At 47.6% G+C, this 17424-nt stretch carries 12 protein-coding genes; 5 read left to right on the top strand and 7 right to left on the bottom strand.

The genetic code is table 11. The annotated features are described in order from the left end of the window. The first annotated feature begins 125 nt into the window (after positions 1-125). From C3B52_RS15515 to C3B52_RS15505, 3 genes are read left to right on the top strand one after another with little or no spacing between them, the layout of a single operon-like run. On the top strand, positions 126-839 hold the full coding sequence (locus C3B52_RS15515; RefSeq protein WP_103107225.1) for a response regulator transcription factor: 714 nt from the start codon (positions 126-128) through the stop codon (positions 837-839). Further along, the gene (locus tag C3B52_RS15510; RefSeq protein ID WP_103107224.1) at positions 836-2584 is read left to right on the top strand and encodes a sensor histidine kinase; all 1749 of its coding nucleotides are present in this window, start codon (positions 836-838) and stop codon (positions 2582-2584) included. The genes C3B52_RS15515 and C3B52_RS15510 overlap by 4 nt, the downstream gene beginning before the upstream one ends. 31 nt (positions 2585-2615) lie before the next feature. After that, positions 2616-3251, top strand: coding sequence for a cysteine hydrolase family protein (locus tag C3B52_RS15505; protein ID WP_103107223.1), 636 nt, complete (start codon positions 2616-2618; stop codon positions 3249-3251). Between the two features lie 111 nt (positions 3252-3362). On the opposite strand, the gene C3B52_RS15500 is transcribed toward C3B52_RS15505, so the two are convergent. From C3B52_RS15500 to C3B52_RS15485, 4 genes are all read right to left on the bottom strand, one after another. After that, positions 3363-5363 (bottom strand): sigma-70 family RNA polymerase sigma factor, encoded by a 2001-nt coding sequence (locus tag C3B52_RS15500; RefSeq protein WP_103107222.1) that lies wholly within the window; start codon positions 5361-5363, stop codon positions 3363-3365. A 132-nt stretch (positions 5364-5495) separates the two neighbouring features. Further along, entirely contained in the window at positions 5496-6386 is an 891-nt protein-coding gene (locus tag C3B52_RS15495) for a YwqG family protein (RefSeq protein ID WP_103107221.1), read from the bottom strand. Between the two features lie 117 nt (positions 6387-6503). After that, the gene (locus C3B52_RS15490) at positions 6504-6950 is read right to left on the bottom strand and encodes a CoxG family protein (protein ID WP_103107219.1); all 447 of its coding nucleotides are present in this window, start codon (positions 6948-6950) and stop codon (positions 6504-6506) included. A gap of 168 nt (positions 6951-7118) precedes the next feature. Further along, positions 7119-9512: a penicillin acylase family protein gene (locus tag C3B52_RS15485; RefSeq protein ID WP_103107217.1), complete on the bottom strand. Its 2394-nt coding sequence runs from the start codon at positions 9510-9512 to the stop codon at positions 7119-7121. Between the two features lie 295 nt (positions 9513-9807). On the opposite strand from C3B52_RS15485, the gene C3B52_RS15480 reads away from it, so the two are divergent. Next, positions 9808-12912, top strand: a complete 3105-nt coding sequence (locus C3B52_RS15480; protein ID WP_103107215.1) for a GNAT family N-acetyltransferase — start codon at positions 9808-9810, stop codon at positions 12910-12912. A 1-nt stretch (position 12913) separates the two neighbouring features. Beyond that, the gene (locus C3B52_RS15475; protein ID WP_103107213.1) at positions 12914-13771 is read left to right on the top strand and encodes an amidohydrolase family protein; all 858 of its coding nucleotides are present in this window, start codon (positions 12914-12916) and stop codon (positions 13769-13771) included. 45 nt (positions 13772-13816) lie between these two features. On the opposite strand, the gene C3B52_RS15470 is transcribed toward C3B52_RS15475, so the two are convergent. The 3 genes from C3B52_RS15470 to C3B52_RS15460 form a co-directional block, all read right to left on the bottom strand. Next, positions 13817-15382, bottom strand: a complete 1566-nt coding sequence (locus C3B52_RS15470) for an AMP-binding protein (RefSeq protein ID WP_235615727.1) — start codon at positions 15380-15382, stop codon at positions 13817-13819. A gap of 3 nt (positions 15383-15385) precedes the next feature. After that, the gene (locus C3B52_RS15465; RefSeq protein WP_103107211.1) at positions 15386-16231 is read right to left on the bottom strand and encodes an SDR family NAD(P)-dependent oxidoreductase; all 846 of its coding nucleotides are present in this window, start codon (positions 16229-16231) and stop codon (positions 15386-15388) included. A gap of 70 nt (positions 16232-16301) precedes the next feature. Beyond that, on the bottom strand, positions 16302-17402 hold the full coding sequence (locus tag C3B52_RS15460; protein ID WP_235615726.1) for a serine hydrolase domain-containing protein: 1101 nt from the start codon (positions 17400-17402) through the stop codon (positions 16302-16304). Positions 17403-17424: the final 22 nt, after the last annotated feature.

Raw genomic sequence — 17424 nt, 5'->3', positions numbered from 1 at the left:
AGCTAAAGTGACTCTAAAAGTCTCCTTACCGTTTTCTAAACGCTTCCTCCACTTGTTTAGCTAGAATTAAGGAAGATTATGTACAATACAACTAAGAAGAATGCCAGGTATACGGAGTGATAAACATGCAAGACGCCAAAATCTTACTGATCGACGATGAAAAGTCAATTTTACAAATGCTTGAAATGACGCTGCGAAAAGAAGGATTTCAGCGTATCTATACGGCAACAACGGCTCAAGAGGGACTTCATTTGCTCGAAGTGCATGGCGCGGACATTATTTTGCTGGACGTGATGCTGCCAGATAAAACCGGATACGAAGTGTGCCCGAAAATTCGTGAGCTGTCAGATGCACACATCATCTTTGTGACAGCCAGAACCTCTGATTTTGATGTTCTTACTGGCTTTGCTACAGGTGGAGACGATTATGTCTCCAAACCGTTTAACCCATTGGAGGTAGTAGCGAGAATCAAAGCAAGACTGCGCAGAGGGACAGCGCTTCCTATCTATAAAGGAAATGACGATCCTACGCTGTACGACTTTGGGCATTTTCTCGTAAATGAAAGTGCAGGCGAGCTGATCGTGAATGGAGAGTCCGTTTCTTGTCCTGCCCAAGTGTTTCAATTGCTGCTCTATTTGTGCAAGCATCCCAATATCGTTTTTTCCAAATCACAGCTTTATGATGCTGTTTGGGGCATGGACGGGTTCGGAGACGATAGTACCGTCATGGTGCATGTTCGCAAAATTCGCGAGCGCATCGAAACCGATCCGAGTGACCCCAAAAGCTTGGTGACGATCCGTGGTCTCGGATATAAGCTCGTGAAGGAGAAAGGATTATGAGCCGTCTCCGCAGCAGGATAGCCTTTCATTTTAGCTTTCAGTTTTTGTCTTTATGGGTGTTTGTGGTCATCGCTTTTCTTGTAGGTACCCTCGTTCTCATACGATTCTTGGTCAATCAGGATCTACAAAGAACGTTTCCCATCGGAGCCATTGAAAACATTGCAACGGAAACCAGCTTTACCGAAAATGTCGCGAAGCTTCCCGAGCGCTGGACCAATCAGCTGAGGGAAGCCGGATGCTGGGTGCAAATCGTGGATGAGGATGGGAAGGTCATCTATTCCTTCAATGTACCTCCTAACCGCTTGAAGGACTCGTACGGCTCAACTGAGCTTTTGCAAATTCAGGATACGGGCCGCTACGAAGCATTCCGGGTCTTTACATACCTGGATTCGACCGAGGCACAGCCTCATTTTTTTATGCTTGGTGTAGAAGATCCAGGGGCTGACCAGCTGCGTGAATGGATTGGAGCCTTCGGAGAAAACGGGCTTGTTCGTCCGGCTTCCCTGTCACAGCTGGAAGCCATGCTCAAGGATTCAAGACAATACATTGAAATCGTAAATCCTGCAGACCACGTTGTTCAGACGATTGGAGCAGCTCAGCCCCGCGAGCAATATCGTCCGCTAGAGCTTGTATCTATACGGTTGGAGCCGGCAAGGCATGATTCGAAAATGGCTGCTTACACAGAAAGTACAACCGGCAACGTATGGATTTTACATGATGTCAATGAAAGACCCGCTGTCCCCAATCAGCCGATCCTGCAAGAGGTTATTCTCTTTTTAACGTACCTCGCTGCTGGCATGCTGCTTATAACACTTGTATTCGCTACCTGGCACGGCTATCGTTACGGGCAGCCTTTGCTGCTTTTGACCGATTGGTTCGAGCGGATGGGAAAAGGACATTATCACGAGCCGTTGCCAGAAAAGGACAGGAAAAAGGTATTTCGGAAAAATGGCAAGCTCCGAATGAGGTATCGTTTATACAAAGAGGTTATTAACGGCTTTTATGATATGGCTGCGAAGCTGGAGGAATCGGATAGAGAACGGGTTCGTTTGGAAAAGACGCGGGAAGAGTGGATGACAGGCATTTCCCATGATCTCCGAACCCCTCTCGCTACCATTCAAGGGTACGGGCATTTGCTGGAGAGTGGTCATTTCAGCTTTACAAAAAGTGAGCTTTCGGAAATGGGAGCAATGATTCGGAGCAAGGGCGATTATATGCTGGAGCTGCTGCATGACTTCTCTTTAAGCTTTCAATTGAAGAATAACAGCATCCCGTTTGAAGAGACCATCGAGCTAAATGAGTTCGTCCGTCGAACCGTGCTTCGCTATGTAAACGATGCCACCATCCAGCATGTCGATTTTGCTTTCGAAGAGCATAATAGCAAGCTGCCTGTAAAAGCGAATTCAAAATGGTTCGGGCGAATGCTCGACAATCTGATTATGAATGCAGTCAAGCATAATCCTCCTGGCACGCATATTATTTTGCGCACAGGTATGGCGGGAGATTCCGCCTGGATCACTGTTGCAGACAACGGAATCGGCATGGATGAGGAAACGAAGCGAAAATTGTTCGAGCGCTACTATCGTGGTACGAATACGGACGAAAAAACGGATGGGGCAGGACTTGGCATGAGTATTGCCAAAGCGATTGTCGATGCTCATCAAGGCACAATCCAGGTCGAATCAGATACGGGCAAAGGCACAAAAATTTTACTTTCATTTCCAACCGAACGAGTTAAAATATGAGAAAAACATCCATTGGAAGAGGGGGACAGTCATGAGCTATACGAGTCCAAATTGGAACACTTCCGTACTGATCACGATTGATACGCAAAACGATTTTTCTTTGCCTAATGCCCCAGCTGAAATTGTGGGTACTTCTCAGGTATTGCCCAACATGGTTCGCGTACTGGAAGCCTATCGCCAAAAAGGTTTGCCCATTATCCACGTCATCCGCTTGTATAAAGAAGATGGTTCGAACGTGGATATATGCCGCCGGGAAGCGATTGAAAATGGAGCGAAAATCGCTGCTCCCCACACAGACGGCGCAGAGCTGGTGAGTGAGATCCGCTCGCTCGGCTATACTTCATTAGATGCGGTCAAGCTGCTGAATGGAGAGTTTCAAACAGTTGGTGAGAACGAATGGGTGATGTACAAGCCGCGTTGGGGTGCATTCTATCAAACGGATTTGGAAGCTTTCCTGCGCAAACGAGAAATTGACACCATCGTGTTTACAGGCTGCAACTTTCCGAATTGTCCGCGCACTTCCATGTATGAAGCAAGTGAGCGTGATTTTCGAGTCGTCATGGTGGCAGATTCGATGTCACAGGTTTACGAAAAAGGGATCCAGGAAATGAACAATATCGGGGTGCATGTTTGTAGTCTGGAAGAAGTGCTGAATACCATTAAATAGAGAGTAAAAAAACCAAGCGTGCTTTCGGGAATCCGTCCCGTCCCTGGTTCGCTTGGTTTTTTATACTTTTTAACTACGCTACTCCTCACGCTTCAACTGAAAATAGCGCTCTTACCAGCAAATCAATTCACGGCTTTTGGCGTCGACCATACGTACCTCTAGCCCCGTTTCCTTGTGAACCACTTTATAGCATAAGCGATATCGCCGCTTTTTTGTCTTGGCGGCATAGTCGATTTCCCATTCCAATCTCAGCTTAATCCCTGCTAAATACAGCTGACGCGCCTCTGCTACCCCTATACTCGGAGTCACATCCAGGTCTTTGAGTTGGTCCTCCGTGACGGTAAGTCCACTCACTTGATCAGGCTGACCTGTGGTTTTATTGATGACGATCACGATTCTCTCCATATAAAGGAGAACCCCGTCTTTATGAACATGAAAGGCGAACACCTCCGAGTCCAGGTCCCGTTCCTCGTCTTGTTTCAGTAGTAAAAATGGCTCCATGCCCGGGCAAGCACGCTTTAAAAACTGCAAGGCGAGCTCGAGGCATTCTTCGCGAGATAAGCGCAAATCACCTTTGGTCTCCTCGAACCTGATGAACGAAATCAATCTTCCCGTATCGGGATCGATAAAGGCTTTGATTGATTCCTCAGAGCGATTCAGAAAAAACGACTCCAGCGACAGGTCCCTTTCCACCTGTGGCTTCCAGTCCTTTCTCCGCCAGACAATGCCTTGCCTGCCATCCATAACTATCTCCCGAATGATTTCATATTTCTTTGAATCGATAACTATCAGATCGTGAATAGGGTCCAGTGCTGTCTGCTCATCAAGCTCGCCTGCAGACTGCATCGGCACAGGAATCCATTCGTCACTTTCTTCTTCCAACCTATTAAAATCTTCACTAGTAGACTCCAGTCTTTCTTCGTCCGCATCAAAGCAGGAAAGAAACCGTGATGGCTGATAGACTAGCCGCAGCTTGTCCTTTGGTACATTTTGTCCCTCTGCCCGAACGAGGCTCATATACAAGCGAAAGTCAATCAAGTCTGCAATTCGTTTGAACAGCTTTTCTTTTGAGACGATTCTTTGCGGTATTTCCGGACTTTTTTGCCTGCCACTGTATTGGAATTCGATGACGGTACCGCTCCAGCTAACATGGACTCGAAACCCGGTAGCTGGTAGAGGCAGCCCCAAAACCTGTTGTCCATACACGAACGATATGCCTTGCTTCGTTTGCTTGCTCCTGATCGGAACGAATTGCTCCATTGCCATGGGGTAATGATCCAAAACGAACTTCTCAGCCTGCGCTCGCAGCTCGTCTTCAGAGCAGCTCACTTTTTCCTCCGTTCTGTCGGCTGTTTCAATTGTAAACTCCAGCAAGTCTCCTTTTTTACTCAATTCGACGGAGATTCCATGATCTGTTCCTGGCTCAGTCCAAACGAACAGTGCTCTCCCTCCTTCTCGCGAGTGCTCCTGGTAATCATCAATCAACAGCTCGTATTGCTTGGGAATCATAACGAGTGACTCTGCACGCAGCTTCAAATCGGTCTGCAGACGTTGCAGCGCGGCTTCCATATCGGCTTCGGATTTTCCCGCCCTTTGTACCACATCTGTCTCAAAATGCTTGCGCAATGCTTTCAACCCCTTGTGCAAAATGCTTTTTACTGTACCAACGGGCAGGTTCAGCAGAACAGCGATGTCTTCAATCGTCATATCTTGAAAATATTTGTACTGGATGATCTGTCTCTGCTTTAGCTCCAATTCTCGTATCGCATCCAACAAATCTATGCGCTCATCTGCCGCAAACGCAGTGGCAGGAAGCTGTGCTACAGCTTGATTACCATCCAAAACGGTGCGTTTTCGCCGTTGCAGCACGACAAGTGCACAATTGATCACAATGCGTGTCAGCCACGTCACGAAATAGGACGGCTGCTTTAGACGAGGCAAACTGACCAGTGCCTTGTATATCGCTTCATGGACGACATCCTCCGCGTCAGCATCATTTCGGACATAATATTGCGCCATTCTGTACAACCGCTCCCGATGTTGTTCAATCAACTCTTGAAATGCTTCTGTACTGCCGGCTTGTGCCGCTTTTACCAGCTGAACTACATTCATATCGTTCCCTGCCTTTCAACAGTTAGATCGTCCAACCAGCGATTTGGTTTTCATCATTTGAAAAATATAAAGAAAAAGAACCTAGCCACCAAAAAATGCGGACAGGTTCTTCAATGTAAGCAGACATCTCATTTAACTCGAATACAAAGAGCAGTAAGTACGGTCAAATCGCCCAGCCAGCAAATCTTCTTTGCGAATAAAAAACTGCAGCACCCCTGCATCCCACCAGCAAAATCCAACCTCGTCATCCGACTCAATTTCCAGAAGCATGAGTGTATCCTGAATCTCTTGCTTGGCTTTGTTCTCATCTCCTGCAAAATGCTCGGTGATTTGTTGAAGTGCCTTTTCCATTTTGTAGTCATATGACTTGCCAGTCAAAAGCATCAATGCAGCAGCGTACTCGCTGTCATCGTGCTGACCCGTTGGATAGCCGAACAACGTGGCAACATCATCATGATCGCCCATGCCTGTGAGCACAAAGCGAAAATCTTCATACTCCTCAAAGCTATACGAATCAGTCTCAATCTGGTCATAGTCGACATACGCATAATTCGGCGGTTCAAGCGATGCCCTGGCCTCAAGCTGATAGCCGCAAAATTGCTCTTCCAAGGCAGTCTCTTCCGGAGACAGGCGACGATGCGCAGACGCAAGCTGATCCTTTGGCACATACAATACCCGATGCTCGATATCTTTTGCTGGTTCATCGATTCCTACAAAGAAATACAGCATACCGTCAGCAGGAAGCAGCGTGGATTCATCGTACTTCACCACTTCTTGCAAATGGAGTTGAAGTAAAAAAGTCATGGGTGTGCCATCTTCGGTCAATGGCCATTCGATCTCGGGTGGCAGGTCAGGATCTCCGCCAATTCGGGAAACACAAGGAGATTCATAGTTTTCAAGCGTAGCTTTTACACACCTGATTCCTTGACGAGTATGCTCGATCAAGTATTCCGCTGCATGAGTCACCTGATGCTCACGTATCCATTGCTCCAGTTTTCTACGATTCCGTTCATTCAAGCTCACTTTTATCCTCCTGGCTACATTCTGATAGAACTATTTTAAACGATCCTACCAGATGCTTCCATCATCCCTTTTACCTACCCGCCTCCTCTTAGGCAAGCTCATTCGCGAAACGACAGCCTATCTATATACTTTTCTCATACGGTCGGCGATCGCCTCTACCAAATCGGTCGTCATCTGTGGAACATGGGTTTTTAATATCGAGTTAATCATCGGCGCTTTTAAGCCCTTCGCTGTAATATCGAGGAAGCCCGTCATTCTCGTTCGCTGTTCTCCTAGAGCTGTGGCCTTAAAGTAACCCTCTCCAGTAAAATTATCATTGATTCCAGTGAGGGTAAATCTTACTTCCGTCGGCTCGTTCCATTTCGTAATATCCACTTGAAGACTTATCTTTTTTTTCATGATCCCGATGTCCCCGAGAAAGGTCCAGGTCACTCGGCGATCATTGATAATCTCATGACTTATGTAACCAGGCACTAGCGGAATCCAGTTCTCCAGCACACTGACAAAATCCCAAACAGCTCCGATAGGCAGCTCCAGATCAATCTCATGTATTCCTTGAGGCATTTGTGCTCATTCCTTTCCTGCTGTTCTTTGGCTATCCTGTTATATGTATTGTGGCTTGCTGCGATATATTTCGGGAAAATCGAGCTGGCAAAAACAGAAAGCCAGTGGGCACCGATCTAGCTGCGGCGCCACTGGCTTTTTCACATGCCTCTGTATATGTGTGCAGATTTATTTAGGCTCAAGAGTAAGCACATGTCCGTTCTCAGTCGATTCTGTCAAAGAGGTCCTATGATACGTCCCCTCCACCCAAGCCGGAAACTGATCGTCGTACCAAGGGCTTTTGACATGTCCTGACTGACCTGGTCCGACAATGTGATACGCCTTTGTCAAATCACTGGTATCAACGACGAATCGCCACGAAGCTCCATGATTGATGACACCGGACTTCACATTGTATCCTGCTGCTTGTACCGTTACCGAGCTTCCTCCTGCGGGAATCGGTGCCGCCCAGTTAAAGAGATAGTTCAGTCCCGTGACGCTGGACAACGGGTGAACAAATGAGGCCTGATGGGCATCTCCCCACTTCCACCCCTGACTATTCGTTCCCGACGCCGTCTCGATTTCCGTGATCGTATTCTTCAACGAAGCATGGAGTACCTTGGAGAGTCCGCCTTTTTCCTCCATCCATGGCCCCGGCTTGCCTGCATGTGCTCTGCGGATCAGATCGTCGATGACTTGCCCTCTTCCTCTAAACAGGCTTCGCATGGTTTCCGGTATTTGCTCTTGAAACAATACGGTTCCCACCTGCTGCATCCATCGGTTAAAAACGAGAGGCGCAGCCAATTCTTTGTCATCGACGAAATTCCAGCCCGCAAGTAGCATGAGGACTTCCTTTTCCTTGTCCGTAAGCGTTTCTTTTTTCACCTGCTCCAAAAAGATTGGCACAAACTCTTGGGCTTGCAGATTCACTTGATCCATTTGCAGCTTTTTCATGTCCTCGACGGTCAGCTTTTCTTTTTCCGAGAGCACTTGCTGTATTCTCATCTGACGATACGGCTGTGCCCAAATATTGCTGATGTGATAAGGATAGCTATCATCCGTAACTTTGTAATTCGCGCTGGAGATAAAGCCCTGCTTCGGGTTCACGGTCTTCGGCAGCTGATCGTACGGAATATATCCTGTCCATTCGTATTCGTCAGTCCACCCGGGAACTGGAACGAGTGCGTCGCCATTTTTGCGAATCGGAATTTTTCCGTTTGCCTTGTAGGCAATCGTTCCATCCTGTGCGGCGAAGACAAAGTTTTGCGTAGGCGTGTGGAAGTCTTCCAGCGCTTTTTCAAATTCGGTCCAATTATTTGCTCGATTCATATTCAGAACGGCTTCCAGCTCCTTGGACGGCTCAAGCGCTGTCCATTTAAGCGAGAAAACGGTGTCCTTGCCGCTCTCCTCCGCGAACTCCGAAATGATCGGTCCGTGCCTCGTAATGGTGACCTTGTACGGTATTGTTTCCTTGCCCTTTACCCGTATCGGCTCGTCGATAATCTGTGCATCTTCCCATTTGTCCATATACAAAAACTGATTCGGCTCGTTCGGATTCCTCTTTTCGATATACAAATCCTGCACATCCGGTCCTGTATTCGTCACACCCCAGGCGATCGACTCGTTATGCCCCAAAATAACGCCCGGGATTCCCGCAAAGATAACACCACTTACGTTTACAGAGGGGCCACGCAAATGCGTCTGGTACCAAATAGCTGGAGTAGCCAGAGACAGATGCGGATCATCTGCCAGAAGCGGCTTGCCTGACGTGCTTTTTTCTCCGCTCACGACCCAGTTATTGCTTCCGTTGAATTCTGGGGGGATGACCGCTTTTGCAAAGCTTTTTTCGATGTCTACCTTTCCTTCTCCTAGCGATGCAATGATGGGAGGACCTGCATTTTCATCTGAGGGGAACAGATCGTATGCTTTCTCTTTTGAGAATTGATTCAGGAGATAGTAGCGAAATGCTTGCCCTTCCCAATGTCCACCCAAATCGTACGCCATGTATTTGCCGATCGTGAGGGAATCGAGCGGTGTCCATTCTTTTGGCTCATAACCGAGCAGCGTAAACTCGACAGGCAAAGCTCCCTTTTCTTTGGCTTCTGATATGTAGGAATTCACACCCTCTGCGTACCATTGCAAGGTATCCTTGGCTTCCTGTGAGTAAACCTCATGCGAGAGCTTGGCTGCCCTGCGCAAACCGAGCGTCCGGAAATATTTGTCGCGATCTACCGCCTTCTCGCCAATAACCTCACTAAGCTCCCCCGATGCTTGTCTTCTACTCAAATCCATTTGAAAAAGACGATCCTGTGCCGTGACGTACCCTTGTGCCAAAAATAGATCATGATCGTTGTTCGCGCTGATATGGGGGACTCCACGCTCGTCTCTCGTCACGGTTACTTTCTCCTGAAGTCCTGGCACCTGGATAGCTCCGTCGATTTGCGGCAATGATTTGGCGATGTATGCGTTTGCGATTCCAAATAAGATTGCACCAACCGCGAGCAGCGCAATTACGACGACTGCAATAACTTTGACTGCCTTTTTTCCTCTGCTCACTCTTTGCCTTTTCAGAGCAGCTTCCATCTTTTGAATCCCCCCGTATCGTTTCGGTTTTTGATATATCATAATATTTCCAAGTGAGTTAATGAATGACTGTTCAGTAGATTTTCATCATACCATAAAGGTAGCTTGAATCGTCAAAGTGCTCTCGACTTCAGTCTGAAATAACACCAGCTTGATTGATTATGCAACCAAATAACCTTTTTGGCTCTTTCACTCAATATAGAAGAAAGTAATGAAACTAGAAACCGATCCTGTCTCTCAAACGTATCTCTAATAATATACAAAAACTGACAATGAAATCGAGGTGCAAGCAAACATGGAATCACTCTTAATCGTCCCCTATCGTCCCGAGCTCGCAGCCGCAGTCGCTGACATGTGGAATGCCAGCCGTGATGGGTGGGGAGGCGGAAACTCGATTACGACAGCCGAACAAATCCGTCAGGAAGAAGCAAGCTCAGATGCCCTCGCAGTATACCTGGCGATGGATGGAGATATTGTAACAGGCTACTGCAGCCTGGGAGAATATAGGGAGGACACAGGCGCTCTCTACATTCCACTGCTCAATGTCCGCCCTGACTATCAAGGGAAAAAAGTAGGACGCATGCTGCTTGCACGTGCACTCGAACAGACGATTCAGCTCGGCTGGCCGCGTCTTGATCTCTATACATGGGCTGGGAACACGAAAGCCGTTCCTCTCTATAAAAAGTTTGGATTTTTCTGGGAGGATCGGGATGATTCCACGCATCTGATGAACATGATTCCTACTGTTCTGTCTACAGAGGCAATCGCCCACTATTTTGAAGAGCTTGACTGGTATCATGACTCTACGAGAGAGATTGTCGTAGAGCCTGACGGACGAAAAGAAAACGGCTTTGATTACTTTACCTACTCCTGGGCAAAAGGAGAAACGAACCTGCGCGTTGAGTTTGAACGCCGCGGACGGGGCCTTCGCCTCATAGAGACCGATGATTACCTGCTGTCTGCTGAGATCGAAAAGCTAGAACTGGTGTTTGGCCGGGAATACCAGATTCAGTACCGGATTATCAACAAATCAGGCAAGCCACTGCATGTATCGCTGCAGGGCGAGTCGAACGAAACAATCCGCTTTGACTATGAACATGAGCTGGAGGTTACGGGGGAAACGACGCTATCTGCCAGATTCTTTGTGGATGAGATCACAGAGGAGCAAAGTGTTTGGCGCACTCATCCTCGCGTGAGCACCCACATCCTGATCAATGGCAAGAAAGCCTTGTTCCAAGTAGGTATTCTTCCTAAATTTCCTGCAAACCTCACATTGCACGTACCTGGCAGCTCTTACCCTGGACAGAGAGCAACGTTTTATTTAGATGTAGAAAACAGCTTTGCAGAAGACGCAGAATTTGCATTTGAGCTGCCCACCCGTTCGTTCCTAGAGCTCCATGAGCAGCACTTCACGCTGAAGCTGAAGGGAAAGGAACGTACCTCCCTGCTATTAACCGCTGATTTGCACGAGCACGGCTTCTATGAAGCAAACGTACAAGTGAAGGCGACTCTGTCCGATGGCAGCTCTGTCTCTTTTACCAAGCAAATTGGCGCCGCCTTTACCGGACTGGGCGCATTGCTTTCAGGAGAAACCGAACAAGACTGGCAGGTTCATCACGGTCGCCACACGCTCTACCTGAACAAGGATGATAACGAAATAACGATTGTCAATGGATCAGGTGGGGAGCCAACCTATCTGACGTATCCAAAGCTCGGCAAACCGTACTCCAGTGAATTTTCCAAAAAGCGCGCCGAGCAGGTTGAATTTATTATGGAAAAGGGAGCAATCGGTATTTGCGTCACTTATCGATCTGGTGCATACCCTCAAATAGCCCTGATCGGAAAAACACTCCTGTTCGCAGATGGAACGATAGAGCACGACATAACCGTGGAAAATATTTCGGCTGATCCATTGGCTTCTGAGCTCTGGCTTAGCCAAGGCATTGCTCATCCCTTTTCCCGCCCAATCCTGCCGTACCAAGGCCGTTATGTCGAAATACCGTCCTCCTATGGTAGCGATATGGAATACTGGGATGGTGAGCTCCTTAGCGAAAACTGGTTATTTTCAAGAGATCAAGAGGCATCCTGGGGGATGTGCTGGCCAGAAGAGTACCGTATTGATTTTCAAGGCTGGACGATGGCTCTGGAATCCAATATCGGCATGCTGGAGCCGCATGGCAAAAAAGTATTTGGCCCCATCTATGCCATACATGGCAGCTATAGCGACTGGCGCGAGTTCCGTGCCTTTGCCCGAAAAGAAGCACTGCCACAAGACCTGACTCTCACTCCTCATCTGGAACTAGCTGCAAATGACCACAATCCGTTCGTCAGCAGCGAAAATATTGACGTGCAAGTAAAAGATTACAAACAGCTGTATTTAGATGGAGAATTGACCGCCTCCTTGGAAAGCGTATCTGCTTCTGAACAAACTCGCAGCTTTACGGAGGAAGAGGAAGCAACTGAATCTAGCTTCACTTTCGAAGCTTCTCGGAAAGCTCATGAGCTCGTGCAGGTAAAAGGGCGTTTTGCTACGCACGAGACCCATTTGCACAGCTCTCTTTTTCCGACCGGACACGGCAAGATTGTGCTGGAGCAGGCTCTGGAACAAGGACAGCGGGTCTTTATCGCTGATAACGGTCCACTGCGGATCAAAGCAGCTCCGGATTTTTACCCGACGCTTTACTCGCTTACAAGCAATGGTCAGGAATGGCTAGCCAGCTCCTTCCCCGAACGGCAGCCTAAATCGTGGTGGAATCCATGGACAGGCGGAATTAGCAATTCTGTTTCTGAGCTGAGTGCATTTTCGTTAGTGAAGGAAGAGCACACCGCATCATTCGCCCAGCTGGTAGACAGCAAGCAAAACGTATGGCAGGGCATCAAGCTTAGCTACCATGTGAAAAAACAGGAAAAGTACCGTGGTCTGACATGCCACCAGTATTACTTGCTGCTGCCGGGGGTACCTGTACTTTGTCACACTACCGAGATCAAGCAAAATACCGGAACCTACTTTGCTGACAAGAGTTTGTCGACTACTATCTTTTTACAAGCAGAGGATACAGCTGACACCGTTTGGTTGAAAACGGTGGGTGCAAACGGTGAGGAACTAAGCTACAAGCTGGCACAGGGCGAGCTATCCGTGAACGAAGCTTCGGATTATCTGATCGGCTCTGCTTCTCGCATGGATCAGATGAAAATCGTGACTGACTTAGATACAGCTGAGCTGGAAACTTACTGCAACAAGGAAGTGGCTCTCGTATCGGTCAATCGCGAGCTCAATCTACCAAATAATAGAACTACTTTTACTCCGCCCCTCTTTTTCGTGTTTGCGGACAAGCAGATTCCATCTGACTCCTTGTCCGACTTACGTTCGATCCGCTTTGCCAACCAAGGGAGGATTTAGGATGAAAATCATTGATGCCCATATGCATTTGTCCCACATCGAAGAGTTCAAGCGGACAGCGGCAGAAGATTCTTTTGTCGATTACTCATTAGAGGGTATTTTGCAGGAATATGCGGATAATGGTGTGGTGCTCGGTATCGGTATGGGCCTGACAGAGACGCAAAAGTATGGCTTTCCTGACGCCGAGGCTGTCACTCCAATGGGGCTCGACCTGACCGATGACCTGCCGCCGCAGCTCGTCTATTGCCTGGGAATCAATCCGTTCAAGCTGGACCAGGCTGCGCTGCAGCGACTGGAGAACGACCTGCAAAAGCCAAACGTTGTGGGCCTGAAAATCTATCTTGGCTACTATCCGTTTTATGCGTATGACAGCGTCTATGATCCGGTTTATGCGCTTGCTGCCACCTATCAGGTGCCTGTAGTCTTCCACACCGGAGATACGTATTCCGAACGAGGGTTGTTAAAGTACTCCCATCCTCTCGCGCTGGACGAGGTGGCGGTGAAGCATCGTGATGTGAATTTCATGATGGCTCATTTTGGCGATCCGTGGGTACTGGATGGGGCCGAGGTCGTTTACAAAAACCGCAACATGTTTGCTGATCTCTCCGGCTTGATGGTAGGTGATGCTGCCAATTGCCAACGACTGAAGGAATCACCGCTCTTTTTCTCTCACCTGCGGCACGCGATCGCCTATTGTGATCACTATGATAAATTTTTGTTTGGCACCGACTGGCCGCTAGCTCCGGTCAAGTCGTATATTGAGTTCGTACAAGAGCTGATTCCAGTAGCGTTTCATGAAGACGTCTTTTACCAAACGGCGTTAAAGGTTTTTCCAAAAATTAAACCGCTGGTCGAGTAGACTCAAGGCTTGCAAAAACAACAAAACCCATACATCTCCCTTTCATCACACGGGGGTGTATGGGTTTTCACTTGCAGGAAAGCTTCTAAGCTGTTTCTTATCTCGCTTTCCTAAATGGGTATACGAAATCTGATCAACAAACACAATCTCTTTAGGCATTTGATAGCGGGCAACCTGAGGGCGCAGCCAGTCTCGCAACTCCGCTTCTGTTAACGCAGCATGATGAATAAGCTGGACGACTGCTTTCAGCCTTTGTCCAAACATTTCATCAGGAACCCCGAAAACGGCTACGTCTTCTACAAACGGGTGCTGGATCAAGACTTGCTCCAGCTCAATCGGATACACATTTTCACCCGCAGAAACAACCATGTCATCGACTCTACCACATAAAAAATAATAGCCTTGCTTGTCTCGGTACCCTAAGTCTCCAGTCTCGATCCACGACCGACTTTGATTGCGCATGGACCATTTATTTTTCACGCAAAACTCGCCAATCTCACCGACACTGCACCTGTTCTTTTGATCATTGAGCACATGTAAATGGGTGCCCTTTATTTTTCTTCCCAGCGTTTTTGCAGTGTAGTGTAAATCCTCTGGGGTAGCTATAATATTCAGACCAGCTTCCGAAGTACCATACAGATTGTATAATACAGCTCCTAATTTGCTACGCACATGCGCTACCAGCTTTGGATTGAGCTCGGCACCCCCTGATGCGATACAAGCCAGTGATTGCAAGCTATCGGCATCGTGATTCAGCATCTTATGTATCATCAGTGGTACGACTGTTATGACCTCAACCCTATGCTTTTTGATGAGGTCACATGCCTTTTTCGCGTCAAACCCGGATGTGATCACAATTTTCTTCCCTAATGCAATGAACAAAAGCAAAAAGGCGATCCCATATCCGTGATAAATGGGCGTTGCAAGATAGGCAGTCTGATATCGCTGCAGCTGGAGCCTGTTAAGCAAAGCTAAAAACGGAGGCAAATAATTGAATAAGGACGGCTTATGTGCGACTTTCTTTGCTCTTCCTGTTGTTCCGCCTGTCAGGAGGTTAATCTGGCTTGCATACGTTCTTGTACGCGGTTCTGGAATGAACGTAGCATCCATTCGATTGACGGCGGGCAGCTGATCATGATAGCTCAGAAGCGTAGCTTTCTCATACGATGCTTGCCGGGTCAGTACAGTCAGCTCCACATCATGCACAAGCAGGTCGAAATCATGAGCTTCCGCAATCTGCTTGAGCTGCTTCCCGCTCATTTCGGTATTCAGTAAAAAAATGTCTGCACCCGTGTATGAGGCTGCAAAAATGGTTTTTATCAAAGAAGCATGGTTTTTGCACAAAATACCTACTCTCTTGCCGCTTGCAAGTCCATAGGCTTGTTTCAGCATAGCAGAGAGCTGCTCCGATTGGGATAACAGCTCGTGATAGGTAATGGTCTCCAGATCATCTGCCAAAGCTATTTTATGGCCATGCATCCTTTCGGCGACCTTTAGGAGCATCATCACGTTTATTCCATACTGATAGATGGCAGTGAGGAGCCTAAACAATCCAATGGGAGAAAGCAGCTTCAGCTTGTATAGAACATGAAATAAACAAAAAATTTGCAACGTTCACTTCCTCCTGTTTCGTAGCCTTCCTGCCATGACCCATTCCCATACTCCCCTGCCTAATACAGAGGCTAGCTGTCCAAAAATCAGCCACCACGGCCTCATCTTTTTCTGTTTGGTGTACATCGATTTGGCGATCATCACAGCTACGTGCTCTGCGCTCATGGCAGGCATGTTTTTGTAAGCTTCTGTAGGCAAAATCATTGGCGTTTTCACGAGGGGAAGATAGATGGACGTCGTCGTAATCTCCATCGCATTTAATTCAGGTGCAGCTGATCGGAACCATGTATCAAAAGCGGACTTGGATGCCTGATACGCAACCCAAAACGGGATCGGAACCAAAGAAGTGTTGACCGTAGAGACGTTGATGATATGTCCTTTCTTTTGCTTCAGCTGCGGAATGATCGCCAATAGCAATTTGACAGGGGCAAAATAATTGATAGCCATGGTTCGTGTAAAATCGTGATATCGATCCAGGGAATCCATAATAGAACGCCTGATTGAAATGCCAGCGTTACTGACCACGATATCAATCCCGTCAGGCTGTTGCAGCAGAAATGCTAGAAACCCATCCATCTCAGACGAATCTCTTAAGTCTGCCCGAAAGATACTGACTTTGGCAGCCCTCGTCTCAAGCTCCCTTTTCATCTCTTGCAGCTTTTCCTCTCTTCTCGCCACAAGGACCAGGTGTACATGGAAATCAGCCAGAAGCTTGGCTACCTGCTCGCCTATTCCTGAGCTTGCGCCAGTGATCACAATCGTTTTGCCATACACGGACTTTGCCAGCTTTTCTTTGTCCAAGCGCGTAGGAACAAACAGCAGGCTTTCCAACAGCGTATAGTTATACATTCATCTAATCCTTTATCGTTGTTTGTCATCAAACAAGAGCCTTATTTCTCGATAGCGCGATCGCGAAGGCTTACGCTTGTGCGCACTTTGCTACCTTGCGCAAAACGTTAAAAAAGAGATAGTTCATACCTTTTGAACGATAGGTAGTCTGATTGAAGCTGCCTATCACATGGACATCCAAATTCGGCAAGTAAAGCATGAAGCTGCCGCTCGCACCGAGATGCCCCCACCCAATATACTTTTTGGTATAAGGGAGAAAACGAATCCGCATCAATCCGTACCCATAGTCCATCCCCATCCACATTTTGTTCCATTGGTGCATCGTATCGAGAGTCTCTTTTTGAAGGATCTGATTGCCAGTCAGTGCTTTCATGAAGCGCAGCTGATCTTCTAATGTGCTTACCGTTTGCCCGCCAGAGTAAAAGCTGCTGAAGCTGCGATAGTCCTCCACGTTAATTTTCAGCTTATCTATATATAGATAAGCTACCGGATACTCACTTTTCATGGCTGGCTTCGAGTACTGGGATAAGTAAGAGTGATTCATTTTCAATGGGGTAAAAATATAGTCGTGGAGCACTTGATGATAGGGCTTGGATGTTATTCGTTCAATAATGAGCCCCAGAAGATTATACCCTGTATCTGAATAGTGAACCTTTTTTCCGGGTGCAAATCGAGGCTTCAGGTGCTTCTTGGACCAGTCTATCGTTTCCTGCGGCGTCCAAAAACGGTCGTGATTTTCCAGTATCTCATCCAGCATGGCTTTCCCCTGCTCTGGCTTATCTTCGAAATAATCGGCTATGCCGGATGTATTGCTGACCAAATGCCTGAGCTGTATATCGGGTGCGTAGTCTCTTCCTTTGAAAAGGTGGAGATCTTTTAGCAGCTCGGCGGGCAAATATTTGGCGATAGGATCTTCAAAGCTTGCCTGCCCCTCTTCGACCAGTCGTGACAGGATGACAGCAGTAAAGGTCTTGCCTACACTGGCCGTATGATAGGGCTGCATCGGATTGGCTGGAACCCCATCTGTACTTCCCGCAGCCATTCGCCAATGGATATCCAGCTTCTCCGAATGGATTAACAAATAAGCGTTATGCAGGCTTCCATCACAAGCCACTTTTTCTTTCAGCTTTGCTTCAATTTCCAATCTTACATTTTCTTTGCTCAATCTCATCTCCCCCCACAATAGGGTACTT

Origin of the sequence: Brevibacillus reuszeri (assembly GCF_002897295.1) — a bacterium.
Classification (GTDB): domain Bacteria; phylum Bacillota; class Bacilli; order Brevibacillales; family Brevibacillaceae; genus Brevibacillus; species Brevibacillus reuszeri_A.
The sequence above is the reverse complement of the archived record's forward strand: the minus strand, read 5'-3'. Positions and strand labels throughout refer to the sequence as shown.